General features: G+C 49.7%; 21 protein-coding genes. 13 read left to right on the forward strand and 8 right to left on the reverse strand.

The window, feature by feature from the left end; all coding sequences use genetic code 11:
- Positions 1-29: 29 nt before the first annotated feature.
- The gene (locus SK33_RS05530; protein ID WP_048218472.1) at positions 30-635 is read right to left on the reverse strand and encodes a short chain dehydrogenase; all 606 of its coding nucleotides are present in this window, start codon (positions 633-635) and stop codon (positions 30-32) included.
- A gap of 98 nt (positions 636-733) precedes the next feature.
- Here SK33_RS05530 and SK33_RS05535 point away from each other — a divergent pair, with 98 nt between their 5' ends.
- Positions 734-1,624 (forward strand): LysR family transcriptional regulator, encoded by an 891-nt coding sequence (locus tag SK33_RS05535; protein WP_003037204.1) that lies wholly within the window; start codon positions 734-736, stop codon positions 1,622-1,624.
- Between the two features lie 70 nt (positions 1,625-1,694).
- Here the strand turns inward: SK33_RS05535 and SK33_RS05540 are convergent, their stop codons facing one another.
- The 3 genes from SK33_RS05540 to SK33_RS05550 are packed head-to-tail and all read right to left on the reverse strand — an operon-like array spanning position 1,695 to position 4,646.
- Positions 1,695-3,209 carry a tripartite tricarboxylate transporter permease gene (locus SK33_RS05540; protein WP_003826025.1) on the reverse strand — a complete coding sequence of 505 codons (1,515 nt, stop codon included), beginning with the start codon at positions 3,207-3,209 and terminating at the stop codon, positions 1,695-1,697.
- Between the two features lie 10 nt (positions 3,210-3,219).
- Positions 3,220-3,654: a tripartite tricarboxylate transporter TctB family protein gene (locus SK33_RS05545; protein ID WP_008321484.1), complete on the reverse strand. Its 435-nt coding sequence runs from the start codon at positions 3,652-3,654 to the stop codon at positions 3,220-3,222.
- A 14-nt stretch (positions 3,655-3,668) separates the two neighbouring features.
- Positions 3,669-4,646 (reverse strand): Bug family tripartite tricarboxylate transporter substrate binding protein, encoded by a 978-nt coding sequence (locus SK33_RS05550; protein WP_003839716.1) that lies wholly within the window; start codon positions 4,644-4,646, stop codon positions 3,669-3,671.
- A gap of 153 nt (positions 4,647-4,799) precedes the next feature.
- On the opposite strand from SK33_RS05550, the gene tctD reads away from it, so the two are divergent.
- Positions 4,800-5,474 (forward strand): transcriptional regulator TctD, encoded by a 675-nt coding sequence (gene tctD, locus SK33_RS05555; RefSeq protein ID WP_003826032.1) that lies wholly within the window; start codon positions 4,800-4,802, stop codon positions 5,472-5,474.
- Positions 5,461-6,912, forward strand: a complete 1,452-nt coding sequence (locus SK33_RS05560; protein ID WP_032949875.1) for a sensor histidine kinase — start codon at positions 5,461-5,463, stop codon at positions 6,910-6,912. The genes tctD and SK33_RS05560 overlap by 14 nt, the downstream gene beginning before the upstream one ends.
- Here SK33_RS05560 and SK33_RS05565 read toward each other — a convergent pair.
- Genes SK33_RS05565 through SK33_RS05580 form a run of 4 tightly spaced genes read right to left on the reverse strand, consistent with a single transcriptional unit; the run spans position 6,905 to position 11,865 of the window.
- Entirely contained in the window at positions 6,905-7,978 is a 1,074-nt protein-coding gene (locus SK33_RS05565; protein ID WP_048218470.1) for a fimbrial protein, read from the reverse strand. The genes SK33_RS05560 and SK33_RS05565 overlap by 8 nt on opposite strands.
- A 10-nt stretch (positions 7,979-7,988) precedes the next feature.
- Positions 7,989-10,547 carry a fimbria/pilus outer membrane usher protein gene (locus SK33_RS05570; protein ID WP_048218469.1) on the reverse strand — a complete coding sequence of 853 codons (2,559 nt, stop codon included), beginning with the start codon at positions 10,545-10,547 and terminating at the stop codon, positions 7,989-7,991.
- A 13-nt stretch (positions 10,548-10,560) separates the two neighbouring features.
- On the reverse strand, positions 10,561-11,232 hold the full coding sequence (locus tag SK33_RS05575; RefSeq protein ID WP_003037186.1) for a fimbrial biogenesis chaperone: 672 nt from the start codon (positions 11,230-11,232) through the stop codon (positions 10,561-10,563).
- A gap of 54 nt (positions 11,233-11,286) precedes the next feature.
- Positions 11,287-11,865: a fimbrial protein gene (locus SK33_RS05580; RefSeq protein WP_003037185.1), complete on the reverse strand. Its 579-nt coding sequence runs from the start codon at positions 11,863-11,865 to the stop codon at positions 11,287-11,289.
- A gap of 1,040 nt (positions 11,866-12,905) precedes the next feature.
- On the opposite strand from SK33_RS05580, the gene SK33_RS05585 reads away from it, so the two are divergent.
- From SK33_RS05585 to SK33_RS05630, 10 genes are read left to right on the forward strand one after another with little or no spacing between them, the layout of a single operon-like run.
- Positions 12,906-14,321, forward strand: a complete 1,416-nt coding sequence (locus SK33_RS05585; protein ID WP_048218468.1) for an undecaprenyl-phosphate glucose phosphotransferase — start codon at positions 12,906-12,908, stop codon at positions 14,319-14,321.
- Positions 14,311-15,597, forward strand: a complete 1,287-nt coding sequence (locus tag SK33_RS05590; protein WP_016150852.1) for an outer membrane beta-barrel protein — start codon at positions 14,311-14,313, stop codon at positions 15,595-15,597. The genes SK33_RS05585 and SK33_RS05590 overlap by 11 nt, the downstream gene beginning before the upstream one ends.
- A gap of 1 nt (position 15,598) precedes the next feature.
- Positions 15,599-16,156 (forward strand): polysaccharide biosynthesis/export family protein, encoded by a 558-nt coding sequence (locus tag SK33_RS05595; protein ID WP_003037180.1) that lies wholly within the window; start codon positions 15,599-15,601, stop codon positions 16,154-16,156.
- A 2-nt stretch (positions 16,157-16,158) separates the two neighbouring features.
- Entirely contained in the window at positions 16,159-18,288 is a 2,130-nt protein-coding gene (locus SK33_RS05600; RefSeq protein WP_048218467.1) for a GumC family protein, read from the forward strand.
- Positions 18,285-19,496: a lipopolysaccharide biosynthesis protein gene (locus SK33_RS05605; protein WP_003037176.1), complete on the forward strand. Its 1,212-nt coding sequence runs from the start codon at positions 18,285-18,287 to the stop codon at positions 19,494-19,496. The genes SK33_RS05600 and SK33_RS05605 overlap by 4 nt, the downstream gene beginning before the upstream one ends.
- Positions 19,493-20,863: a hypothetical protein gene (locus SK33_RS05610; RefSeq protein WP_016150849.1), complete on the forward strand. Its 1,371-nt coding sequence runs from the start codon at positions 19,493-19,495 to the stop codon at positions 20,861-20,863. Before SK33_RS05605 ends, SK33_RS05610 begins: the two co-directional genes overlap by 4 nt.
- A gap of 4 nt (positions 20,864-20,867) precedes the next feature.
- The gene (locus SK33_RS05615) at positions 20,868-21,857 is read left to right on the forward strand and encodes a glycosyltransferase (protein ID WP_048218465.1); all 990 of its coding nucleotides are present in this window, start codon (positions 20,868-20,870) and stop codon (positions 21,855-21,857) included.
- 14 nt (positions 21,858-21,871) lie between these two features.
- The gene (locus SK33_RS05620; RefSeq protein WP_048218464.1) at positions 21,872-23,083 is read left to right on the forward strand and encodes a glycosyltransferase family 4 protein; all 1,212 of its coding nucleotides are present in this window, start codon (positions 21,872-21,874) and stop codon (positions 23,081-23,083) included.
- A gap of 1 nt (position 23,084) precedes the next feature.
- Positions 23,085-24,197 carry a glycosyltransferase family 4 protein gene (locus SK33_RS05625; protein WP_048218463.1) on the forward strand — a complete coding sequence of 371 codons (1,113 nt, stop codon included), beginning with the start codon at positions 23,085-23,087 and terminating at the stop codon, positions 24,195-24,197.
- A gap of 2 nt (positions 24,198-24,199) precedes the next feature.
- Complete coding sequence (locus SK33_RS05630; RefSeq protein ID WP_048218462.1) at positions 24,200-24,607, forward strand: hypothetical protein; 408 nt, start codon at positions 24,200-24,202, stop codon at positions 24,605-24,607.
- Positions 24,608-24,627: the final 20 nt, after the last annotated feature.

The raw sequence follows: 24,627 nt of genomic DNA on the forward strand, positions 1-24,627 counted from the left end.
CTGATGACGTAAGAGGCGAGAAAAAGCGGTTAACAGTAACCCACTTTATAAATGCGCCCGCTCTGGATGCCTTCGACGCTGCGGCGATAGGCGTTGGCGACCGTGACGGCGGGGACGCTTTCAAAGCCGGGGAAGAACCCGTCAAAGGCTTCGGCGGATTCACTCAGTACGGTCGGACTTATCAGGTTAATACGCTGACCACGCTTTAGCTCACAGGCAGCGGCGCGCACAAATCCTTCCAGACCGGCATTGATCGTTGCCGCATTTGCGCCTTGTGCTATGGGCTCGTGGGCGATAATGCCGCTAATTAACGTTATCGAACCGCCATCATTGAGGAAATGCTGCCCGGTTAAGGCCAGACGTATCTGGCCTAACAGTTTATCCTGAAGCCCCTGATTAAAGTCCTGGTCGGTCATTGTCGACAGCGGTCCAAAGAACAGATTGCCGGTGGCGGAAACGATCGCATCTACCCGACCGACTTTTTCGAACAATGCCTCGACACTCTCCTGCGAGGTGATATCGACCTGGTAATCCCCCTGCGTGCGACCTACGCGGATCACCTCATGTTTACGGCTTAACGTTTCAGTGACTGCGCGACCCACTGTACCACTGGCACCAATAATGACGATTTTCATAACCACCTCCGCAATAGTGTGAGCCGCTATTCTTTAATGAAAATGAAATCGGATAAACTGGCTAAAAGTTAGATGATTACTAACCAGGGGTTTGCAATATGGATAAGTTACGCGGCATGGAAACGTTTGTCGCCGTGGTGGAGAGCGGGAGCTTTACTTCTGCGGCGACGAGGCTCGAGATGTCTGCGGTGATGGTGGGAAAATATATCGCCCAACTGGAAGCGCAGCTCGGCACGCGTTTGCTGGAGCGCAATACGCGTCGCCAGAGTCTGACCGATGCCGGACGCGTCTATTTTGAAGAAGCTCGTCGCGTGCTGGAGCAGGTATCGATAGCCGAACGTTCGGTAGAGCGTCTGCGGCTGGCACCAGCAGGGACGCTGCGCATAAGCGCGCCCACGTCTTTTGGCGCTTGCGTGATCTCGCCACTGGCCGCTGCGTTTTTACAGACCTGGCCAGAGGTGCGCATTGAACTGGATCTAACCAACCGGATGGTTGATCTGGTTAATGAAGGTGTTGATCTGGCGATCCGCATTGGCGATATCCATCAGACTGACGTGGTGGCGAAATACCTGTGTCCCTACCGTATGGCAATTTGTGCTTCGCCAGAATATCTTGCCCGCCATGGCACCCCCCGGACGCCCGCGGATCTGGTGGATCATCTGTGTCTGTCCCATACCGTGTGGACGGCCCGCAACGAGTGGATACTGCCTGGCGTGACGGGGGAAGTCAGATGGAAACGCGATGCGATCCTGCGCTGTAACGATGGTCATGGACTGCGTATGGCGGCGGTAGCGGGGGCTGGGCTGTTATTGCAACCGGAGGTGCTGTTGGCAGAAGAGCTGGCTACTGGCAAGTTGGTTCGTATTCTGGAAGGATTTACGCCACAGCCGCGACCGATTCATTTGCTGTGGCGACAGGATTTGCGTCCATTGCCCAAGCTGACACGGTTTGTTGAACACGTTCTTAGTGCAGTTCAGGAATTAAGATGAAAATGCCGGATGGCGCTGCGCTTATCCGGCCTACAGTGGCGATTAATCGTAGGCCGGACAAGGCGCGTTACTAACCGATATCCACCTGCGGTTTGCTGTTGCGTTTACGGATCATGCGCAGCACTGGCGGGACCACGATAACCAGTACCGCCATCACCAGCAGCACTTTCGCCACGCCGCTGGCCCACAGAATATCCATACTCCCGTTACTGATAGACAACGCCCGGCGCAGGTTCTGCTCCAGCATTTCCCCGAGAACGAAGCCCAGAATCAATGGCGACATTGGGAAGTGCATTTTACGCAAAATGTAGCCCAGCACGCCGAGGGCGACCATCAACACCAAATCGAAGGTAGTGCTGTGGACAGCGTACACACCTACCGCGGAGACTGCCGCAATAGCGGGTACCAAAAACCACAGCGGAATGGTCAGCATGCGGGTAAACAGACCGATCAGTGGAATGTTCATCACCAGCAGCATTACGTTAGCGATCAGCAGCGCCGCAATCAGCCCCCAGACGATATCCGGCTGTTCAGTGAACATCGCCGGCCCCGGGGTGATGTTGTACAGCGTCAGCGCACCCATCATAACCGCCGTGGTACCGGAGCCCGGCACGCCGAGCGTCAGCATTGGGATGAAAGAGCCGCAGGCCGAGGCGTTGTTGGCGGCTTCTGGTGCCGCTACGCCACGAATATCCCCCTTGCCAAAGCTGTCGCTGTTGCCGCTGAGCTTTTTCTCGGTCATGTAGGTGATGGCACTGGCAATGGTGGCGCCAGCGCCAGGCAGAACGCCGACGAAAAAGCCAATCACTGATGAACGCAGGGTGGCTCCTACGCACTGTGCGCCTTCTTTGGCGTTGAACAACATGCGGCCCGTTTTACGCACCAGCGTCTGGCCACTGCTGGTATGTTCCAGCATTAACAGTATTTCAGAGACAGAGAACAGCCCAATCACCACTACGATAAACTGCACACCGTCGGAGAGATGGACACTGTCAAAAGTAAAGCGATAAACCCCGGTGTTGGCGTCTACGCCGACGGTCGCAAGTCCGAGACCGATAAGCGCTGCCAGAAATGATTTCAGCGGATTTTGCGCCATCATGCTGCCGAGACAGGCAATGGCGAAAACCATTAAGGCAAAGTATTCTGCCGGACCGAAGGCCAGCGACCATTGGGCTAACGCCGGGGCAAACAGAATGATGCCGCCGATGGCGATAAGCGAACCAAAGAAAGAGCTGACCGCCGAGATAGAGAGCGCCACGCCGCCGCGTCCTTGCTGCGCCATCGGGTAACCATCCAGCGCGGTCATAATCGCCGCCGCATCGCCGGGAACATTCAGCAGGATGGAGGAGATGCGCCCGCCATATTCACAGCCAATGTAGACCGTAGCCAGCAGGATCAGCGCGGATTCTGCGGGCAGATGCAAAGCAAAGGCCAGCGGCAGCAGGATCGCCACGCCGTTGATTGGCCCAAGGCCAGGCAGCAAACCCACAATGGTGCCTACAAAACAGCCTATCAAGGCGATGACCAGGTTTTCCGGCGTCATTGCCACCGCGAAACCCTGAGAAAGATAAATCCAGGTATCCATCGTTTCTCCGTTAACCCAGCCAGGCGCCGAGTGGTAAGGTGACGTCAAGCAGTCGGTCAAAGGCATACCACAGCAGAATGCCGAGCACCGCGCCGGAAATACCCGCAGCCGGGATGGTTGCGCCGAACAGCATGCCAATCACCACGGTGAGAATGGCAGTGGCGATGGGAAAACCGAGCCACTCAAAACCCCAGGCGTACATCAACAGAACAATTACCATCGTCAGCAGCTTTTGCAGCACGTGGCGACGGGGCCAACTGATGGTATCCGGATGGCGCAACAGCAGCGCCACGGCGCATACCAACATCAGACTGATAATGCCCAGCGGGAAGGGACGCGGCCCTACGGGTTCATAGCTGTATTCGCTGCTGATTTGCCAGGCCACGAACAGCCCGGCTATGCAGAGCAACAGCCAGATACCTGCAAAAATACGATCGCTCATCATCTTTGCCTCTGCGTTTACTTCGCCAGACCGAAGGCTTTCGCCTGCTCACGATAATCCGTAACCTGTTTTTTCACGTAGTCGTCGAGCTGTTTGCCGCTCATGTTGAACTCAAACAGACCGCGCAGATCGCGTTGTTTTTTAAACTCATCGGTCTGCTGGAGTTTGTTAAAGGCATCAACCCACCACTGATACTCAGCGTCGCTGACTTTTGGCCCAACGTAGAAGCCACGAATGATAGGCCACACGAGGTCATAACCCTGCTCTTTGGCGGTTGGCACGTTGGCTAACTGGCCCGGTAGGCGTTCATCAGAGAATACCGCGAGCACGCGGATTTTGTCGCCGCTGAGGTAGGGCACCATCTCACTGAGATCGCCGGAAACCACCTGTACGTGATTTCCCATCAATGCGGTAACCGGTTCGCCACCGCCTTCAAAAGCCACATAGCGCATCTTGTGCGGATCGACATTGGCTTTTTGCGCCAGCAGCGCCGACTTCATCCAGTCCTGGCTACCGATAGAAGCACCTGCGCCAATGACCACGCTGTTAGGGTCTTTCTCCATTGCCGTAAGCAGATCTTTCAGCGTTTTCCATGGCGCATCCTGACGTACGGCAATCATGCCGTAGTCGGTGCCGACACTTGCCAGCCAGCGGACATCATCCACACCGTAGCGACCAAACTTGCCCTGTGACAGGTTCAGCAGGGAGCCGCCGGAGAAGGCCACCACGGTTCCCGCTTCAGCCGGGCGTTGAGCGACGATCGCGTTATAGGCCACGGCACCAACGCCGCCAGGCATGTAGGTCACGCGCATCGGTTTTTCGATAGCACCGGTTTCCATCATGCTCACCTGAATCAACTTACAGGTGAGATCGAAACCACCGCCGGGTTTAGCAGGGGCGATACATTCAGTGCGCGATGGCGCTTGTTCGGCCAGTACAGAGGTGCTCATCAGTAAAATGCTTGCAGTAAGGGTACGAAGTAACTGTTTTTTCATTGTTTATCCTCACGCCGGAAAACCGGATTTTCGGGTACGGAAGAAGATTTTTGTGATTATGTGAGCCGATGTGTAGCAGTTCGGTTGCGTGATTGTTAAAACATTAACCTTTCAATTCCCTTTCAATGCGGCAGAAACTTTACAGGATGTGATATGCGTCTCTTATTAGCGGAAGATAACCGTGAGTTAGCTCACTGGCTGGAGAAAGCGCTGGTGCAAAACGGTTTTGCCGTTGACTGCGTTTTTGATGGCCTGGCGGCCGATCACCTTTTACATAGTGAAACGTACGCGCTGGCGGTGCTGGATATCAATATGCCGGGGCTGGACGGCCTCGAAGTCGTTCAGCGCCTGCGTAAACGCGGACAGACGCTTCCCGTTCTGCTGCTTACGGCGCGCAGCGCGGTGGCCGATCGGGTGAAGGGACTGAACGTCGGGGCCGATGATTATCTGGCAAAGCCGTTTGAAATCGAGGAGCTGGATGCCCGGCTGCGGGCCTTGCTACGGCGCAGCGCGGGGCAGGTACAAGGCATCCAGCAACTGGGGGAACTGGCGTTTCACGATGAAGGCTATTTTCTCTTGCAGGGGCAGCCGTTGGCGCTCACGCCGCGCGAACAGGCGCTGTTGACGGTGCTGATGTACCGTCGGTTGCGACCGGTTTCACGCCAGCAGTTGTTTGAGCAGGTCTTCAGCCTGAGTGATGAGGTCAGTCCTGAAAGCATTGAGCTGTATATCCATCGTTTGCGCAAAAAGCTACAGGGAAGTGATGTGCGCATCGCCACGTTGCGTGGTCTGGGCTATGTGCTGGAGCGTAGCGATGAAGTGGGTTAAACCCCAATCGTTATACCTGCAACTGCTGATGTTTTTGGGCCTGCCGCTAATGTTGCTGTGGGGCCTGTCAGCATTTAACAGCTATGTCAGTGCGCTACAGGCGGCGACCCAGGCGTATGACCGCACGCTGCTTTCATCCGCCAGGACCGTCTCCGAGCGGCTGGTGGTGCGCAATAAACAGTTAGAAGTGAATGTGCCATGGGTGGTGCTGGACAGCTTTGAATTGAATATGAACGACCGACTGTATTACAAAGTGGTTGATCCGGCGGGGAAGGTTATCTCTGGTTATGACGATTTACCGGCGATGCCGCCTGCTACCTCGCGCACGCGGCTTTATCCGGCGCTGGCATGGTTTTATCACACTGAATATCGCGGTGAGGCAATCCGTGTGGCGCGTCTGCTGCAGCCTGTCAACGAAGGTGGCATTGTTGGCATGGCGGAGATTTATGTTGCCGAAACGCTGCAATCGCGACGTTATCTGGCACGACAGCTGTTGTTTTCCTCGTGGGTTTCGCAAGGGCTGTTGGTACTACTGACTCTGGTGCTGGTTGGCTGGCTGCTGCGCCGGGTGCTGCGCCCGATGCGCCAGCTGTCATCGCTGATGGTGCGTCGTGAGCCAGGGCTACTGACGCCGCTGCCGGAGCTGCTGCCGTGGTCGGAAACCCGTCTACTGATTGTGGCGTTTAACCGCTATCTGGACCGACTTCGCGGCCTGATTTCTCGCCAGGAGCGCTTCAGCGCGGATGCTTCCCATCAGCTTAAAACGCCGTTGGCAGTGCTGAAAACTCAGGCGGCGGTGGCTCTCGCCAGTCAGCAGCCGCAGCAGTGGTACGAGAGTCTGCAAGCCATGAGTACCACGCTGGATAACACCATTCAACTGACTGAAAGGCTGTTGCAGTTGTCTGCGGTGAAGCGCAAAGAGCAAGGGGAAAGGCATTTCTCGCCGGTTAATCTGTATGAGGTGGTGCAAACCAGCTGTTTTACCCGACTGGCGCAAGCGCGTAGTAAAGGGATCGATCTGGGCTATGAAGGGGATCAGGACGCTGTGTGGGTTGAGGGAGATGAAGTGCTGCTCGGCGAACTGTGTGGGAATCTGCTGGATAACGCACTGAAATACACGCCGACGCAGGGGATGGTGACCGCCCGGCTGCAAAGAGAAGGAGAGGCCGTGGTGCTGGTAGTCGAAGATAGCGGGCCTGGCATTGATGAACAAATGGTGCATCAGGCGCTGCTCCCGTTTCATCGTCTTGATAACGTCGGCAATATTCCTGGGGCAGGAATCGGTCTGGCGCTGGTCAACGACATTGCTCGCCTGCATCGTACGCACCCACAGCTATCCCGGAGTGAAGCATTAGGCGGGTTAAGCGTACGGATGCGGTTTTTATGTCTGGAGCGAGAAGGGCAGGACGATCGGTGTCGTCCTGCGCCCGTTATTTAAAGGTCACTGTCGCATTGACCGGGATACTAAATGCGCCTGGTTGAGGAGGGTTCTTCAGCCAGAACAGGGTCGCCATGAACTCTTTGCGCCGACTGTCGCTCTGGTTGTTAAACGCGCCGCTGGTAAAATCGATGCGGTTGCCGCTGATAATATCCCCGGCGCCGGGCCGTGCAGCATCCTGAAGCGTAACGCCGATATCCGGCGTACCCTGACCGGTAAAAACCGTGCCGCTGTTGTGCGTGGTGCCGGTAAAGCTTATCGCGTAATTGATGCCGCGACATTCATGCTTCCCGGCAGCTTCTGCAGCGATAACGGCAAACTGTTTGCTGTGGCTGTTATCCTTGCCCGCTTTGGCTTCGGTAATGCTGATCCTGCCAAACTCGACGGTATCCGTTCCTTTGTCTGAGGCAATAGAGACGATCGGTTCGCAGTTGATATAACTGATGTTATTCAGGCCAGTCAACGCGGGACCAAAATTTTTTGCTGGTCGACTGGTGGAACAGTTTGTACCGCAAGCGTTAATTCCGCCGATACCATCGACGACGAAAACTTTGTTGATGGTACGACCGGCCAGCGCGGGTAAAGGATCAGGTAGTTTTCCGGTAGCAACCAGACTGAGATTAAAGGTAAAAGAGAAAGTTTGCGAAAGTGCCGGGCAGGAACGGGTATTTCCGTTGTTACAGTGGTTATTTGAACCTGTGCGGGGCAGCGTTGCCTGATATTGCGTGGTGACGGCCTGCGCGCTCTGATCGTAAGAACGACCATCGATGCTCACCACCAGTTTCATATTGGTTCCCTGCAAAAAATGCGCAAACTCATGGTCGGGATCGATGTAGATTCTGGCCGCTTCGCCCTGGGGCATATGGTCCGTGTCGCTGCAGGTGACGCTAACGGTCTGTGAATTGGACACCCAGACGGTGTCTCCGGCGGCGGTGCTGTGGCTAATTTTAATCGGATCAACGTGTACAGAGACGCTGTTTGCTGTACAGGTAACCGCATAGCTTGTACTACTGAAGATCGGCAAACAAAACAGCACCACGAGTTTAACTATTTTTAACGGATTCATTGATTGCACCTTACGAACCGACGCACTGGGCAGTAATTTGTGTATATCCGATTTTCTTCACCGGCTGGTGATGGTTATCCGGCATTTGAATAAAGCAGTGTTCATTGGTATGTGAGCCCCAGCGCACTTCCAGGCGCGAATTATCTTCCACGCCGCTGGCATACAGAGCGCCATGCAAACCGACCAGGCCGTGATTGCGGCCTTTGGCATCCCGAACGATCGCACCAACCGGTGGGGCTATGTTGCCGGGTATGACTGCATTCACCAGATAGTTGCGCCCGCTGAAGGTTTCAAACACGACTTTGCCGATGGCTTTCTCTGTCGGGACAATTTTTTTCTGTGCCTGGGGAATATCCAGACCGGCGCCAATATCGGCGGTATTCAGACTCACCACGTTGTAATGCCAGGCATCTGCCGCAGTCAGGACCGCATAGCCGTTACCGTCTATCGCCACGCCGTTTTGTTGCTGGATATGGACGCCGTCGGCATTTTGAGCCTCGACCAACACCATGGTGTCACCCGGAGAGTGCATAAGCGTAACGCCGCCTGCGTGCAGCATCGCCCCGCCTCTGATGCCCATATTCATATTCTGGTAGTTGCGCCCGGCGCTATAGCCTCCCTGAACGTTCATCTTGTCGCCTTGCCAGGCGGCGTTAACGCCGGCAGCGGAATCCTGTCGATCGGTGGTACTGCCTTGAACGCCCCAGCTCAGACGATCGTCAAATGCGGTGTTGCTGTAGCTGGTGGAGTAGCTGTCGCCATTCTGCTGGCTATGCATCACGTTGGCAGAGACAAAGCCGTGGCTGTCCATGAAATCAAATGGGATGGATAACGTCAGGTTGATACTGCGGTCCTGGTAGTCGTACTGGTTGCGGGTGTCCTGCACGTATACGCTCCAGTTGATTTTCCCCAGCGTATCGTTGTAACCCAGCTGTATCGTGCGGTCGTGACTCCCGTTGTGCCAGTAGTTTTGCTGGCTGGCGCTGACGTAAAGCGAGGCGTTATCCCACAAACGCTGATTAACAGAAACCTCAAAACGTTGGCGGCGATTATTGTAGTTACTGGTGTAGTAATGCTTTTTGTTGTGCTGCTCGCCAGGGTAACGCAGCTGCTGATTGGGGTCGTCATAGGCGATGTCGTAATAACCCGAGGACCAGCTGTTATGCTCGTTAATGGTGTCGCTAAAGCTGTAATAGCCGGATGTATTGTAGCGGTAGCCAACCAGACGCAAATCCGTGCCGTACTGGTTCAGCGATTTAGAATACAGGAAACGGTAACTTTGCCCCGTGGACGCTTCTCCGCTGGCAAGCTGTGCTCGGGCGGTGGTGATATCAAAGGAGATCGCGCCGAACTGATGCAGATCCTGAGCGACCCCAGTGGCAATCGCGTTGTAACTTTCCGCCGTCAGTAAACCGCCGTACAGCGTGGTTCCAGAGCTGAGGCCATAGCTCAACGTTCCCTGGACAAAACGGGGCCGCCAGCCGCCACTGTAACCGTCACGGTATTCCCCGGCCGTAAACTGAAAACGGCTGTTACCTGCGCGCAGCATGTTCGGTACCGCCGAATAAGGCACGCTGAAATTGCGACGGCTGCCATCGGCTTCAATAACGCTAACATCCAGATCGCCACTCTGGTTGCTGGGGTTAATATCGTCGATGTCAAACGCGCCCGGCGCGACGTTTTTACTGTAGATCAGGTAGCCATTTTGCCGGATTTCGATTGTGGCATTGCTGTTGGCGACGCCGCGAACGACCGGGGCAAAATCGCGTTGGCTATCAGGCAACATATTTTCATCGCTGGTGAGCTGCGCCCCGGTAAACTGGATGCTGTCGAACACATTGTCATCCGTGTAGGTTTGCCCGATGCGCAAGCGGCTACGTAGCGCAACAATATTGCGCTCCACCCACGTAGAAACCGCCTGCCACTGGCGGCCTGAACCGCTGGCGTAGCTGAACGTGGACTGGTTACGGAAATGCCATCCCGCCAGGTTGATGCCGTTGGCAAAACTGGCAAAAACGGAGTCATGATCCTGACCCTGTTCGGCCAGGCGGGTGGTATTGACGTTGTAGCCGACAAAAGCGGCATTAACCCCATCGTCATAGGCAGACTCCGGGACTGCATCGTGTGCGGTCGAGAGCAGAAAAGCTTCCGGCACTGAAATATCAATACGCTGGTAGTTTGCATCTGCCGTCAGGCGGCTGTTTGCTATCAGCGCTGTGAGCTCAACGCAGGTATCGCTGCGGTCATCCGGGATTTTAATCCCGTATCTGCGCAGATCGTCAGCGCTTAGGCAGGGTTGTGGCTTGCCTTCTGGCTGACGTCTTTTGAAGGCAACATTGCGCGTCTCAACGAAGCTATGATCAATATAAATATCGTATTCAAACGTCCCTTCGCTAAGCCCATCATTACGGGCGATTTGCACCACGGAGGTAATATTTTGCGCACCGTGCACAAAACGGGTATTAAATTGTGGCGCACTGTTGGCGTAAGCAGGCATACACAGGACCAACGTTGACAGCGTAAAGACCTTTTCCTTAAACCGTTGCGGTTGCTTATTTTTTATCATCATTGCAACCCCTGACTTAATAACACGATATCGGGACGTTATTGACCGCGTTAGTGCCGCCGTAATCATCTACCCAGTTAAAATCGATGTGGCTAACTTTTTGCTGCGACAGCGTAAACGTGCGTTCGCCATGAGGATTCACCATATCGGCATCAACGTTTTGGCCGTTAATATGCAATTGCGTCAGAGAAATATGTAACGGTGTTGGATTAACGGCACGCAGAGTATTTCCGTGACATTGCCACTGTAATTTCTCGACCGCTTCAGGTAGCGTCATATTCAACCCCGTAGGGCGATAAAAGAGTTTGATGCGAATTCGTTGCGCCAGTTGTAAGGTATTTTCCTCGTTTTCAATGGTGGGGATTTCCTGCACGTTAATCCACAATACCGATTCAACATCATGGGGAAGCCCGTTGCCCTGGTAAATAGCCCGTAGCACGGCGGATTTATGGCCGTCGAGTTTCAGGATCGGCGGGGTAATTATCATTGGCAGATTGGCCGGCGTCTCATCTGGATTACCCTTATCCAGCCATGTCTGTACCATATATGGCTTGTCTGTATTATTGTTGACGTCAAACATCGCTGCTTTATCGTTCTCATTATAAATAACGCGTGTTTGACCCAAATTAATCGCGCTGTGTGCGGTGCTAACCACGCATAGCAACAGATAAAAGAAGACTTTATTCATCAGGTGCACTTTCCAGATTCAGGGAACAGTGCCATCCATAGCAATCAACGTCCGTTATTTATAAATGACGGTGTAATTCATATCCGCAGTAATTGTGCCTGCCGCAGGCAGCGTTGCGCCTATTTGCTGATATTTGGCGACCAAATCAATATGTGCATCGCCGTTTTGGTCCGGTGTCAATGACACTTCATTCTGACCCGCGGAGAAATCGAGGGCGCTACCGGCATGATCCACTTCGATGCCGACATCGGTGGCAGCAACTGTTGTACGAAACGCTTCCAGAAGTTTTGTGTTACTGCCAGGGGTTTTATCAGTAAATACCACCACATAGCCGCTTCCTCCTGTAGCCCCACTGCAGTTGGTGAATTGCAACGTAAACTGAGTATCGCCGGTGGTAGAGCCTGCGCCGCCAAATAACTGGTTGGTGACTTGCGGTAATACGACGTTTGTATTTGTTGGATTGGCGGTGTTCACTACGCAGGTGCTGGCAACAATTTCACCGGTAAAATGGACCGTCGCGGTGGCTTTAGAACCTGCTCCCGCGGTGGTGGCGTAATTAGTACTTCCTGCCGCGCCAACATTAGCCGCAAACAAAGCAACTAGCGCGGTGCAGGTGAGTGTAATTTTCTTCATCATAACTCCGTTAAATTTATTATTTACCCAGAAGAGTACTTGTCAGAGGCGCAGATTCAGCCGGAGTACATCAATGTCAAAAAATGATGCAGGACTTCATTTAAAAGAAACGATTAACGTTTGTAAATTGCTCAACAAGTCATCCGCTGCGGATATTATTTATTTGCGAAAAATAAGTAAACATAATTTTTTATGTGTGATGAAAGGGTGTTTCAGTAATCTTTTCAGGTTTTTTAACACGGTGTATACATGATTATAAATAACGTATGGGATTATCGTTGTGGTACATTTAACAAAATATCAATGTTGTCATTTATTCTTTTTGGGTGTTTTGAATGAGCGGGTTGATCTGTGTTGAAATTACTGTTGTTAGATGTATAAGTTCGCAGAATGTTGATATTAGCGAGATGTGATATTCATTTTGGGGTTGAACAGTTACAGTGTGTTTTTTATACCTGTAAAGTCATGTTGGTCATCTTCAGTCATCGGAGTTGCTACAATTATTTAAACTAAATTTTTTGTGCTGAATTTGATTGTTCTTCATTTTTGTACATCAGAATGACGATAATTCTAAGATCCAATCAGTAAGCATCACGCTCACAATAAGCTTGCTAATCATTTTCTTGTTAATATATTCCCGTGTTATTTTTCTAAAGGATATTATATACGCTTATATATGCTACGGATTTCTCGTTGTGGGAAGGCGGCAAGTGAGAGGGTCCCGATGAGCCTACCCCAGTAAGTGACCCGGGTATTCATCATACAATTGCACTTGCTATTAGTTCATGAACTGTTATCTGTCAATGCGATTTTTGTTGCAGGTAATTATATTTTCTAATGTGGAAAATAAATCGAGCTTGATTTTAATAGTCAATAAAATCATATTGATGCTGATATCTTGTGAGGTGCTTGTCACAACTTATCATCTTTCTTTTTACATTTACTGACAATCTACCCTTGTGTTTTTTAAGCTTGTGATATAATTAACTTCATGAAATAAGAAAAAAACAATTAAAGATCAATCGATAATAGGTTGAGATATGCTTAAAAATTCGCTAAAGATTAGCAGTCAAGGATATCCGGTCTTTTTAAAACTGGTCGATTTCATTGTTATCAATGTGGTGTTAATTTTTAGCGCCCATCTGCTGGGTTTGGTGCCCTTTAACACCATTGCGATTTTGAGTCTTCTCTTCTCGATCTTTTTCTTACTGTTTGCTGAATACATTAAAATGTACCAGCAAAAGATTAAGACGATCGGTTTGCGTAATCAAAAACGCTTGGTTTTTTGTACGCTGCTGGCGATTTTTTTTAACGAACTGGTCAGTATGACGGTGGCTGAGCCTGAATCACTCGGCTACTTAGACAGACTGCCTTCACCGTTTTATTCAGCCATTATTTACTGGTACTTCATTCCATTACCTTTTCTATACTATATCCGCTTTTTTCTTTTCAAATACACCGCCAGGAAGAATATTCGCGTTGCTGTGATTGGGCTTACTGAGAACGGTCTGGCGGCGGAAAACGCATTGACCACTGAATATGCCAATATCAAATTAGACCTGGCATTTTATGATGAGCGCAGTCCATCCCGTTGCGGCGATGTGGTGGAGAAAATAAAAAGTCCCTTTCGCGGCTCGGTGAGCAATTTAGTTGAGGAAGCCAGGCAGGGAAATATAGACGAAATCTACATCGCTATACCGATGGTTGCTTTACACCGAATTCGTCATTTTTTAGCGATGATGTCTGACACCACCGTAGATACCTATATTGTCCCTGACTTTTATACCTACAGTAACAACATGTCCAAGTTACGCTCCATCCACAACCTGCAAACTATCGGTATCTTCAGTTCACCGTTTGAAGGGGCGGGGTCGTTTATTAAGCGGGCGGAAGATCTGGTTCTTGGCAGCATCATTATGGTGATGATTTCCTCCCTGATGCTGGCTATTGCCATTGGTATCAAACTCACGTCCCGCGGGCCGGTGTTTTTCAAACAGGACCGCTATGGTCTTAGCGGGCAAAAAATTAAGGTCTGGAAGTTTCGTTCTATGCGCGTCATGGAGAATTCCGATACGGTTATTCAGGCCACGAAAAACGATCCGCGGGTAACCAAATTCGGGAGCTTTTTACGCCGCACTTCGCTGGATGAACTTCCGCAATTTATTAACGTTTTGCAGGGAAGTATGTCGATTGTCGGTCCCAGACCTCATGCGGTTACGCATAATGAGCAGTACCGCAAACAGGTTGAAAATTACATGATCCGCCATAAAGTTAAGCCTGGGATCACTGGGCTTGCGCAGATCAACGGGTTCCGTGGGGAAATTGATGCGCTTTATAAGATGGAAAAACGGGTTCAGTACGATATTGAGTACATTCAAAACTGGTCGTTATGGCTGGATTTAAAAATTATTATTAAAACTATTTTCAAAGGATTTGTCGGTAAGAATGCATACTAAATTGATAGTGATTACCGGAATCGTGATATCGCAGTCCGCATGGGCTGATTTAACACCGAAATCACACATTGGCTTTGCGGGGATAGACTTCCAGGGCAAGGTTGCTGTGGACTACGGTTATAATGATAACGTCTCTTATCAGCCACATAGCAACGATGCTATCGGTTCCTCATTTCAGAGTGCAGCGCCAGTGCTGAGTATGAGTGGAGAGCGTGGTCAGGATAAGTATTTGCTGATGTACTCCGGGGATTACCGTAACTACTCAAGCGATTCTGCTGATAACTACAACGATCATTTTTTCCGTTTTAACGGTGCCTGGCGTTATGGGCTCAAGCATGGTTTAACCCTTAATCTGGAGGATTCGCTTGGGCATGAATCCCGTGGTCGTGACATCACCGAGGGTTTTCTACCGAGTCAATTTGAGCAATATGGGATTAAATCCCCGCTGACGACAAATTTTATCAATAGTGAATTGCGCTACAGCTACGGTGCGCCTGATGGTCGCGGCAAAGCGGAACTGGCGTTGTTATACAAAAAACTGACTTTCGGTAACACTTCTGATGTTCGGGACAGCAGTGAAGACTTCTACAATTATATTCAGGAACAGGAATGGCATGAAAATAGCCTGATAGCGGAAGTTTTTGACCAATACTCATCCAGAACGCGCTTTCGCTATAGTTTTATTACTAACCAGCGTCGCTATGATAACAACTCAGAAAAAGACACGAATGAGTACTATTTGCTGTATGGCCTGAAGTCGCAGTTGACGGGGAAAACCAATGTCGACATGAATATTTCATGGCTGTATAAAACATTTGAAAACAACGCAAACTCGCATGATTTTAATGGTCTAAACTGGGACATAAAAGCGGAGTGGAAGCCATTACAACAATCTGTTTTCACGGCTCACTCTGCGCAAAGCATTAAAGACCCATCGGAAGTTGGTGGATATATTTTAGTGACCCAGTATGGTCTTTCTTACCAGCATTTCTGGTTAGGCACTCGTTTTTCTACTTTATTGGACTACTCATTCACTTCGGAAGACTATAAAAAACAGAACAAGGATCGACATGATAAAGATGGTGTGTTTAGCGTAACCATGAGCTATGACTATACGCCGTCGGTTAATTTTGAGATTAAATATCAGATAGATACATTAAATTCGAATAGGGATACTGACTCGTTTTATATCGGTCCCAACGACAATCAGGAAGTCATTAGAACGTTGGGTTATGATAATTCTATGATTATGCTTAAAGCTAAGGTTCAGATCTAAAATGAAAATAATAGAACTGTGCGCGGTTTTGCTTTTCAGTATCCTGTTGGTCGGATGCACAACGTCCAGCCCGCGATTAATGGACGATCCTGCTACTGTTCAGCAGGATTACCGACTTGGGGCGGGGGATACGGTCAATATCGCTGTTCATGGTCAACCCGATATGACGATGCGGTTTATTTTGGATAAGAGTGGGGAAATTAATTTCCCGTTTGTTGGTGCTCTTAAATTACAAGATAAAACCGTTGATCAAGTGACAAAAGAATTAACTCAACGCCTGACCGGAGATTATTTTACCACTCCGATGGTGACGGTGAGCATCGCCGAGTTCCGCAAATACTATGTTTCAGGCGAGGTGAAAAGTCCAAATGGCTTCGCCTATGAGCCAGGGCTTACCGTCGAGAAGTCTATTGCGCAGGCGGGTGGGTTTACAGACCGTGCGGACCGTCAAGATATCAACATTCGTCTGTCGGGTAGCAATCAGCTGCTTGAGAATGTCGATTTAACGCACTCTGTTCATCCAGGGGATGTCGTGATTATTGGCATGGGGTTCTTCTAACGATGAAACTATCTATAGTGGAAAACGGCAAAAAACGAGAAAGCAGTGTCGAATTCTCCCGCTTTGCCAAAGAGCTGAAAAAGAACGCCTGGAAAATCGCGCTGGCCGGTATCGTTGCTGGGGTCGTCGCGTATCCATTAATCAGCATGATGTCCTCAAAGTATGTTTCAACGGCGACGGTGCTGATTAAGGCGCAAGCTGATAACGTTTCTCCGTTTCCTCAGGTTGATGGTTTCGATTCAACGCGTAGTGGTTACTACGAAACACAATATGCGTTGATGCATTCACGTATTGTGCTGGAGAAAGCCGTACGTGATATGAAGCTGGATGAAAACCCGGAGTTTACCGGGGAAAAAGCCGGTGCTCGGGGGGCTGATAGCAATGAAAGTCGGCAACTGAGAATGGAACAGGCGCTGAAAACGCTGGCGAAAAATCTGAATGTCATTGGTATTCGTACGACGAACCTGGCGTCTATTACCTATGAATCAACGTCCCCACAGGTTGCGGCTGACATTGCGAATGGCGTCGCGCAGGCTTTCATCAACTACACGGTGGAGCAGAAGCGTCTGAAAGTGGAGCAAGCTCGTGAACTGAATTTTGAAAAAATGGAAGAGATTCAGAAGTCGATAGCTAAGCAAAAAGACGAGATGGACAACTATCTGAAAAATGCCGGGCTGCTGACCTTCCGTGGAATCGATGGTTTTGAAACCGAGCAGCTAAGTATCGTAACCAATCGCCTGGCCGATGCAACTCAGCGTCGGGTTGCCGCTGAATCCGTCTATAACGAGGTGAACGGGGGAGGTAAGTCCATTGAGAGCGTTATCTCGCTGCCTTCGGTCTCTAATCATGCTCAGATCCAGGATTTGCGCATTGCGTTGATTCAGGCGCAACGAACGTTGTCCGAACAGCGTAAAGTCTACGGGCCAAAAAATCCCGCCATTTTAAAAGCAGAGGCCGATGTTCAGTCGATCCAAAACCAGACTGGACGAGTATTGGGTGAGCTGAAAGTCGGTTTACGCCAGCAATATCTGGCGGCGCTGGCGGACGAAAAAAACTATCAACAGCAGGTGACTGAGCAGAAAGAGATCTTCCAGAAAATGGCGTCAAAACGGGATGCCTGGAACAGTCAAAAGCTGTCGTTAGATAAAATGGAAGACCTGTATAAATCGCTTTATCAACGTACTCAAGAGCTGTCGCTGTCCGGTGTGAATGCTGATGCGGTGTTATACGACCCTGCGGTACCCGCCTTAAAACCGGCGAAACCGAATAAATCTTTGCTGTTGCTGATGGTGGTCATGCTGGTGGTGGTGTTCAGTATCATGTATTTCATTGTTAAAGCGGCAATGGATAACTCAATCGGTACCCTCAGTCGCATGAAAAAACGGCTCAATGTTGCTCCGCTGGGTGAAATCCGTCGTTTTAGCGGAACCTCAGGGCGCGCGCAGGTGCGGGACATGATCATGAAGAACCCGCTGAATGCCGATATTGTGCACGGTATCCGTACCCGGATTATGCTGGATAATCGACCTTTACAGACGCTTGCCGTGGCGTCGACGGAGCACGGCGATGGGCGTTCTTTGTTGGCGAATCTGTTAGCTAACTCTTTTAGTTTCGACCAGAAAACACTGCTTATTGATGCGGATTTCTTTAACATTGACGGGCTCTCTTCTGAACTGGCGTCGGCAACATCCGCAGGTTTGGCGGAACTGTTGCGCGGGGAGGTTCAGCTTGAACAGGCGCGGATTACGCTCAGTGATCATCTCGATTTTATTCCGCACGGCAAGACAACCATCTCTTCTTTACTGATGCTGTCGTCGGGGCACGTTGAGCCCTTAATGCGTGAACTGAAATCGCACTATCAGCGCATTATTATTGATGTCGCTGCTGTGAATCAGAGTCAGGATGTTCAACTGATTAAACGCGCCGTTGATGGGGTGATTTTCATTGTGAAAGCCGGGACGGGGTCCGCCGGGCAAATCGCCAACGCGCTGGATAAGCTGGAAGAAAATAACGGCGTGGTAATTGGCGCGGTACTTAATGCGGTTGAAGAAAAAGATCTTGAGACGCAAGAAGGTCTGCGTTCACTGAACTTCAGTACCGATCAACTGATGACCACGCCAGGCCGCGTATGAGTCTACTGAAGAGCGCTTCCACGATAGCCGGTTCATCAGTCATCTCGCAGCTGATTGGTGCACTGTCTATTTGGTTGATTTCACACAAGTACGATATGGCTGAGGTGGGGCTTTATGCGCTCAACTACAGTATCGCCGTGGTGGGCGCTCAGGTATGTACCTTTGCATCACAGCTGTTAATTCCTAAACAGCAGGATGACGAACTGGTACAGAATGTTGTGTTTTGCCTGATCCAAAGCACGATCATTGCCTTACCTTACGCCGTGCTCACCGCGTGGCTGTTTCACCAGAACATCCTGTTTCTCTATTTGCTGACGCTGGCAACGGCGTGGGTTTTGATCTCGGAAAACCTGTCGCTACGCACGGCCAACTTTCGTTTTCTGATTTTCCAGCGTATTTCTGTTTCAGTGGTGGTATTACTTTCGGTTCTGGTTACGCATTATGTACAGCTGTTTTATTGGTCGTGGGCCTGCGCGACGATGGCGCTGACCATAAGCTGTATTTTGCATTCGTTTGATATTCGTTCGGTGGCAGCCAGACATCTGCGACCCGCCAGTAATTGGCATTTTTTCAAACAGAATATTCATCACATTACCAAAGTGGGCAGTGCGGAAGTGCTGGCGATGGCCAGCAGCAATTTGCCGATTATGCTGATTAACTTTTGGTTCTCGGCGCTGACGGCGGGTTATTTTTCCGTGGTTAGCCGCTTTTGCCTGGCACCGGTGGTGATCATCGGCAACGCGGTACGCAATACTATTTTTTCCAAGTGGTCTATCGACTTCAGAAATAATACCTTTAACTATCAGGAATATACCAAGGTACGTATGCTATTGCTGGTACTAGGGGTTATCTGTACCCTTGGGGTTTTTATTTTCTATCCGATTGTGATGCGCCTCGGTTTTAGCGAAGACTGGATTAACTCCATTGAGACGTCGCGCTACATGTTGCCCTATTTATTCCCTGCGCTGGCGATAAGCCCTCTGACGGTGATAGAACTTATTTTTGGTTCCCATCGCTATTTTCTGCGTATCCAACTGGAACAGCTGGCGATTGTACTATTCGCTTTTGTCGTGACGCCCTATTTTTATAAAGATTATGCAACGTCGGTCATCTTGTTTTCTTCACTGACATTTATTCGCTACGCCTTCATTTATCTGAAAATGAATAAGCGAGCCAATCTCCTGAAAGACAAGCCGGTGATAATATGACACTGAATACCGGATACTATTTACAGGTTTATACTTTTGTCACGCTGATCCTGTGTGGCTTGGTGCAATACTTTACCGGTATGCAGTCAGTGCTGTGGATACCTTTTTTCCTCACCTTATTGATGGTGGGATTATTGGTGATGCAGACGCGTGATGGCTCGCTGCAACTGGATGCGCAGGAGACGATTGTTCTGGCGTTGTATTTCTCGTTCCTGGTACTGGCTGGGACATCGACGTTGATTCAGGGCGGGATCACCGTCGCGATTGTGGCATTTAAAAACGAAATTGCATTGTCGCTGGTGATGATCTGTTTGCTGCTAGGGTTTTGCCGGGAGTCGCAGATTTATCGTGTAACACGCTATCTGTACTGGATTTTTTACGCGCAGATCCCGGTAATGATTTATCAGGTTTTACTGGTCGTTCCTCAGCGCGTTGCGGTGCGCGGCGAAGATGAGAAATGGGACTCCGTGGTTGGCACGTTTGGCGGTGACCCCATGGGGGGCGGGAATACTGCCGCAATGGGGCTGTTTTGCCTGTTAATTATGTTGTTAAAAGTCTCCGAATATAAGCATGGGCTCACCACGTTCAAATCCATGGCGCTGCATATTGTTCTCGGTATCGGGTTATGCATAATTGGTGAAGTGAAGTTTGTCATCCTGCTATCGCCAATATTCCTGGCGTGGGTGTGGCTCTCACCGAGCTACGTCAAAGACGTTAGTAAGGTTAATCTGAAGACGTTATTGGTTATTGTGGCGGGAATGCTGTTGCTCATTAGCCTGTCGATTGTGATCCTCGCGTACTATTATTCTACGGCGTTCGGTGGCGATCCATCGAAAAGCTCGTTAAGTATTTTTATCGACTCCTTAAGCTATATCTTTGATCCGAACTACATTATGTCTACCGGTGAATTAGGGCGCTTTACGACGTTCCTGTTCTGGTTGAAAAATAACGATCTGTGGGGGCTTTCAGGAACGTTATTTGGCTACGGACTCAACGCCACTAACAGTGGTAGTACGGTGTCTCCGGGATTTTTGAATATTATCTACAACTTAATTCTCGACTCGACTTCCCTGAGTATGCTGCTGTGGGAAGTGGGGGCGATTGGTACATTACTCTTTGTTAGCTTATTCATTTATATCCTGAAAGTTTGTCAGCCAAAGCCATTACTGAGACTTGAACAACTGGACCAGCAGGATCTCCAGTTGCTGAGTTTTGCACCGGCGTTTAACGCTTTTGCTATCAGTTGCTTAATTAGCTTACCTTACAGCCAGATACTGATGATTACACCGATGTTACAATTCCTGTTCTATTTATCACTAGGGGCAAGTTTAGTGATTCGTCGAACCGTCCTTCGCTGCGTAGGGTAATTGTATGGACCAAAAACCGTTTATTTCAGTGAGCATTAAAACACTCAATGAATCTAAATGTATTGAGAAGACGATTGACAGCATCCGTAAGCAGCTTATTGACTATCCACATAAAATCATTGTGGCAGATAGTCTCTCAACGGATAACACCCAACAGCTTGCGATCGATAAAGGGGTGACCGTAGTGTCCTTAACTGACCCTGGCGATCGCTGCTGTGGCGTCGGGCACCAGTTAGGTTATCTGTATAGTGAAGGGGAATATCTGTTGTTGATGGACGGCGACATGGAGCTGGAAGAAGGATTTGTGGATCAGGCAGTCGCCTTTTTGCAGGCTGAACCAGAATATGCAGGCGTTGCGGGAACCGTTGAAATGGATGATGCCGTTAACTATGAATTTAAGTCTCGTAAGCAACGCATTAATAAAATCTATCCGCTCGGGGATAGCGACCATTTAGGCGGTGGTGGATTATATCGTCGCTCTGCGATTGAGAAAGTTGGTTATCTGACTAATCGTAATTTGCACGCGTATGAAGAGGCTGAGCTGGGTCTGCGTTTAATCGAAGCGGGCTATAAACTGCGGCGTCTGGATATTCCTTATTTTATTCATACTTCGCATACCATGCCGACCTTTCAGATGCTCAAGCACCGTTGGAAAAGCGGATACTATCAGGCCCCTGGCGAGCTTTTACGTTGTGCCTGGGGAAAACCTTATTTCGGCAAAGCGTTAAAAATGGTCAGGAACGAGGCGATTTTTTCTGTTTACTTGATTGGCTTGTTCATTGCGGCGGTGACCTTCAATCTTGAACTTTTCGACATTGCATTTCTGCCCTTACTTGCATTTATTGTCCTGAAAACCGTACAGAATCGATCGTTATTAAACGGCCTGCAAAGCGTAATGAACCTGGCCGTGCTTTCTGCCGGGCTGGTTAAAGGGTTGACTAAACCAGTACGCGATCCGTTGACTCCACCTAACAGTAAAATCATTCATGAATAACCGGGGCAGGCGCCATGAAAGTATTATTAGTTAACAAGTTTTTTTTCGTTAAAGGCGGCGCGGAAACGGTTTATTTTCAAGAGCGCAATATGCTGAAACAGGCCGGAGTGCAGGTTATTGATTTCTCTATGCATCATGATAATAATTTCCCCTCGGACTATGCGGATTATTTCGTCAGCAATGTGGACTACCACAAAGAGAGCAATCTGCTGGGCGGTATCAAAACGGCGGTTAACTTTATTCATAATTCGCAGGCCTGCAAAAAAATGCTGGCGCTATTAGAAAAAGAGCGTCCGGATATTGTCCACTTTCACAACATCTACCATCAGTTAACACCGGCGTTGATTAAAGTTGCGCGTAATTTTGGCTGCAAAACGGTGCTGACTGCGCATGACTATAAGATTGTGTGCCCCTCGTATTCCATGCTGCGCGACGGCAAAGTGTGCGATTCCTGTATTACCGGGACGGTTTTCAATGCCTTCAGGTATCGTTGCCAGGAAGGTTCAGCCTCAAAAAGCTTACTGCTCTCCCTGGAGGCAACCTGGCAGTATATTGCACAAAACTATCAGGCGCTGGATGTGATTATTTCACCGAGTGTTTTTTTACGAGGTATCCTGCTGCGCACGCTGCCAAATTCGCGCATTGATGTCATCGTCAATGGCGTTGATGACAGTCGTCCCCTGGCTGAAGTAAGCGATGAGGGCTATATGCTGTACTTTGGCCGTCTGAGCCGTGAAAAGGGCGTGGCAACGTTGTTGGAAGCGCATAAAAAAATGCAGAACAGCGCGCCGCTGAAAGTTGTGGGGCACGGTCCGTTGCATGATGAATTAGCCGCCAAATACCCTGATGTTGAATTTTTAGGTTATGTGCAACAAGGAGAAGCCCTCGACAAGCTTATTAAGCATGCGCGAGCGGTGATCCTTCCTTCTGAATGCTATGAAAACTGTTCTATGGCGATATTGGAAGCGATGTCTTTAGGCAAGCCGGTTATTGGATCGCGCATTGGCGGCATCCCGGAACAAATTCGTGACGGTATCGAAGGGATTTTATTCGAACCAGGCAATGCGCAGGAGTTGGCAAATGCGATGGACGCCCTGGCTGACTCGCAAGAGAAGGCGCGGAATATGGGCTTACATGGCCGTGCGCGGTTGAGTGAAAAATATGCGCTCAGTAAACATATGGATACCTTACAGGCGTTGTATAAAGAACTGCTGAGCAGGCCATAGAATGAGTAAAAAAATAACGGTTTTTGGAACGCGTGGTATTCCCGATGTATTGGGCGGTGTGGAGACACACTGTCAGAATCTTTATCCTGCCATTAAGCAGCAGTTCGACGCGGATATTTGCGTGATTGCTCGCTCGCCATATGTAAATTACAAACGATCGGTCTATAAAAAAGTCGAAACCTACGCGCTGTGGGCACCCAAAAAGCGCTCGCTGGAAGCTATTGTCCATTCCGTTTTAGCGGCGTTTAGGACACGTATCGACCATTCGGATATTGTGCATGTCCATGCTATCGGCCCTGGCCTTGTGATCCCACTCTTACGCGTGATGGGTAAGAAGGTGGTTTTCACCCACCACGGACCTGATTACGATCGTCAGAAATGGGGTTTCGTTGCAAAAAAAATATTGCTGCTGGGCGAACGTTGGGCGGTGAGATATGCCAACGAGGTGATTGTGATTTCTGAAGTTATTAATCAACTGATCCAGAAAAAACATGGTCGCTATGATGCGCATTTAATTCACAATGGCGTAAATGAGCCGCGGTTGTTATCAGAGCTCACCATCGACAATACGCTCTCCCGCTTTGGGCTGCAGCCGAAAAATTATCTCGTTGTGGTTGGGCGGTTTGTGGAAGAAAAAGGAATGCATGATGCCATTGCCGCCTATCAACACAGCGGTTTGACCATGCCGTTAGTGTTAATTGGTGATGCGGATCATCCAACCGAATACAGCATTCGCCTCAAAAAGCTTGCCGCCGACACGCCTGGTGTCGTGATGACCGGTTTCTTACGTGGTGATGAGCTGCAGGCGGTGTTTTCGCAGGCCAGGCTATTTGTGATGCCTTCATACCATGAAGGATTGCCCATTGCGCTGCTGGAGGCAATGTCATTTTCTCTTCCGGCCGTCGTCAGTGATATTCCTGCTAACCTTGAAGTTCAACTGCCTGCCGAGACCTATTTTAAGGTGGGAGATGTAACCGATCTGGCCGAAAAATTAGGCCAAGGGGTAACAGCAAATAGCGTGGACTATCGTGTATATTTGCAAAACTACAATTGGCATGAAATCGCCAAAAAGACGGTTAACGTCTATCACTCAATTGATAAAGATATAGGTTAATTTTGACCAGTTCTCAAAATCGTCCCCCCGTCATCGAACGATTTTATACTCATCTTGATGAGACGATTGCGCAGGGGTTGACCCCTGACCAAAAAGAAGGGGTGGAAAATGCGATCCTGGCCTCGACGCTGGCTTCGCGGCATCAGATCGATATTCGAAGAAGCTTTCCCTTTTTCAGTAAGCGTTATTATCTGGTTTTTTTGTTTGGCAGAGATTTACGCCGCCAGCATCGCCAGGAATCAACCCTGTCGAGAATGCTGCTCACATTTTTGCTGCTGATTGCCGTGCTATTCGTCACCTGCTGCATATTGCTGACGCTGTATATGATCAAATCCGCGTTAGGTATTGATGTGTTCCAAAATTTTCACGTAGGTATCTGGGACTGGTGGTTAAGCCTTAAAGGCCGCTAGCGTTTACAAATTGGTGGAGG

Source organism: Citrobacter sp. MGH103, assembly GCF_001034475.2.
Classification (GTDB): domain Bacteria; phylum Pseudomonadota; class Gammaproteobacteria; order Enterobacterales; family Enterobacteriaceae; genus Citrobacter; species Citrobacter freundii.

Bases quoted from the DNA above. Each gene is read 5' to 3' on its own strand.
- SK33_RS05550 (WP_003839716.1), bottom strand. From the start codon at position 4,646: ATGAAAAAACAGTTACTTCGTACCCTTACTGCAAGCATTTTACTGATG.
- SK33_RS05545 (WP_008321484.1), bottom strand. From the start codon at position 3,654: ATGATGAGCGATCGTATTTTTGCAGGTATCTGGCTGTTGCTCTGCATA.
- SK33_RS05610 (WP_016150849.1), top strand. From the start codon at position 19,493: ATGACACTGAATACCGGATACTATTTACAGGTTTATACTTTTGTCACG.
- SK33_RS05575 (WP_003037186.1), bottom strand. From the start codon at position 11,232: ATGAATAAAGTCTTCTTTTATCTGTTGCTATGCGTGGTTAGCACCGCA.
- SK33_RS05625 (WP_048218463.1), top strand. From the start codon at position 23,085: ATGAGTAAAAAAATAACGGTTTTTGGAACGCGTGGTATTCCCGATGTA.
- SK33_RS05615 (WP_048218465.1), top strand. From the start codon at position 20,868: ATGGACCAAAAACCGTTTATTTCAGTGAGCATTAAAACACTCAATGAA.
- SK33_RS05535 (WP_003037204.1), top strand. From the start codon at position 734: ATGGATAAGTTACGCGGCATGGAAACGTTTGTCGCCGTGGTGGAGAGC.
- SK33_RS05560 (WP_032949875.1), top strand. From the start codon at position 5,461: ATGAAGTGGGTTAAACCCCAATCGTTATACCTGCAACTGCTGATGTTT.
- tctD (WP_003826032.1), top strand. From the start codon at position 4,800: ATGCGTCTCTTATTAGCGGAAGATAACCGTGAGTTAGCTCACTGGCTG.
- SK33_RS05590 (WP_016150852.1), top strand. From the start codon at position 14,311: ATGCATACTAAATTGATAGTGATTACCGGAATCGTGATATCGCAGTCC.
- SK33_RS05595 (WP_003037180.1), top strand. From the start codon at position 15,599: ATGAAAATAATAGAACTGTGCGCGGTTTTGCTTTTCAGTATCCTGTTG.
- SK33_RS05530 (WP_048218472.1), bottom strand. From the start codon at position 635: ATGAAAATCGTCATTATTGGTGCCAGTGGTACAGTGGGTCGCGCAGTC.
- SK33_RS05570 (WP_048218469.1), bottom strand. From the start codon at position 10,547: ATGATGATAAAAAATAAGCAACCGCAACGGTTTAAGGAAAAGGTCTTT.
- SK33_RS05605 (WP_003037176.1), top strand. From the start codon at position 18,285: ATGAGTCTACTGAAGAGCGCTTCCACGATAGCCGGTTCATCAGTCATC.
- SK33_RS05600 (WP_048218467.1), top strand. From the start codon at position 16,159: ATGAAACTATCTATAGTGGAAAACGGCAAAAAACGAGAAAGCAGTGTC.
- SK33_RS05620 (WP_048218464.1), top strand. From the start codon at position 21,872: ATGAAAGTATTATTAGTTAACAAGTTTTTTTTCGTTAAAGGCGGCGCG.
- SK33_RS05580 (WP_003037185.1), bottom strand. From the start codon at position 11,865: ATGAAGAAAATTACACTCACCTGCACCGCGCTAGTTGCTTTGTTTGCG.
- SK33_RS05585 (WP_048218468.1), top strand. From the start codon at position 12,906: ATGCTTAAAAATTCGCTAAAGATTAGCAGTCAAGGATATCCGGTCTTT.
- SK33_RS05540 (WP_003826025.1), bottom strand. From the start codon at position 3,209: ATGGATACCTGGATTTATCTTTCTCAGGGTTTCGCGGTGGCAATGACG.
- SK33_RS05565 (WP_048218470.1), bottom strand. From the start codon at position 7,978: ATGAATCCGTTAAAAATAGTTAAACTCGTGGTGCTGTTTTGTTTGCCG.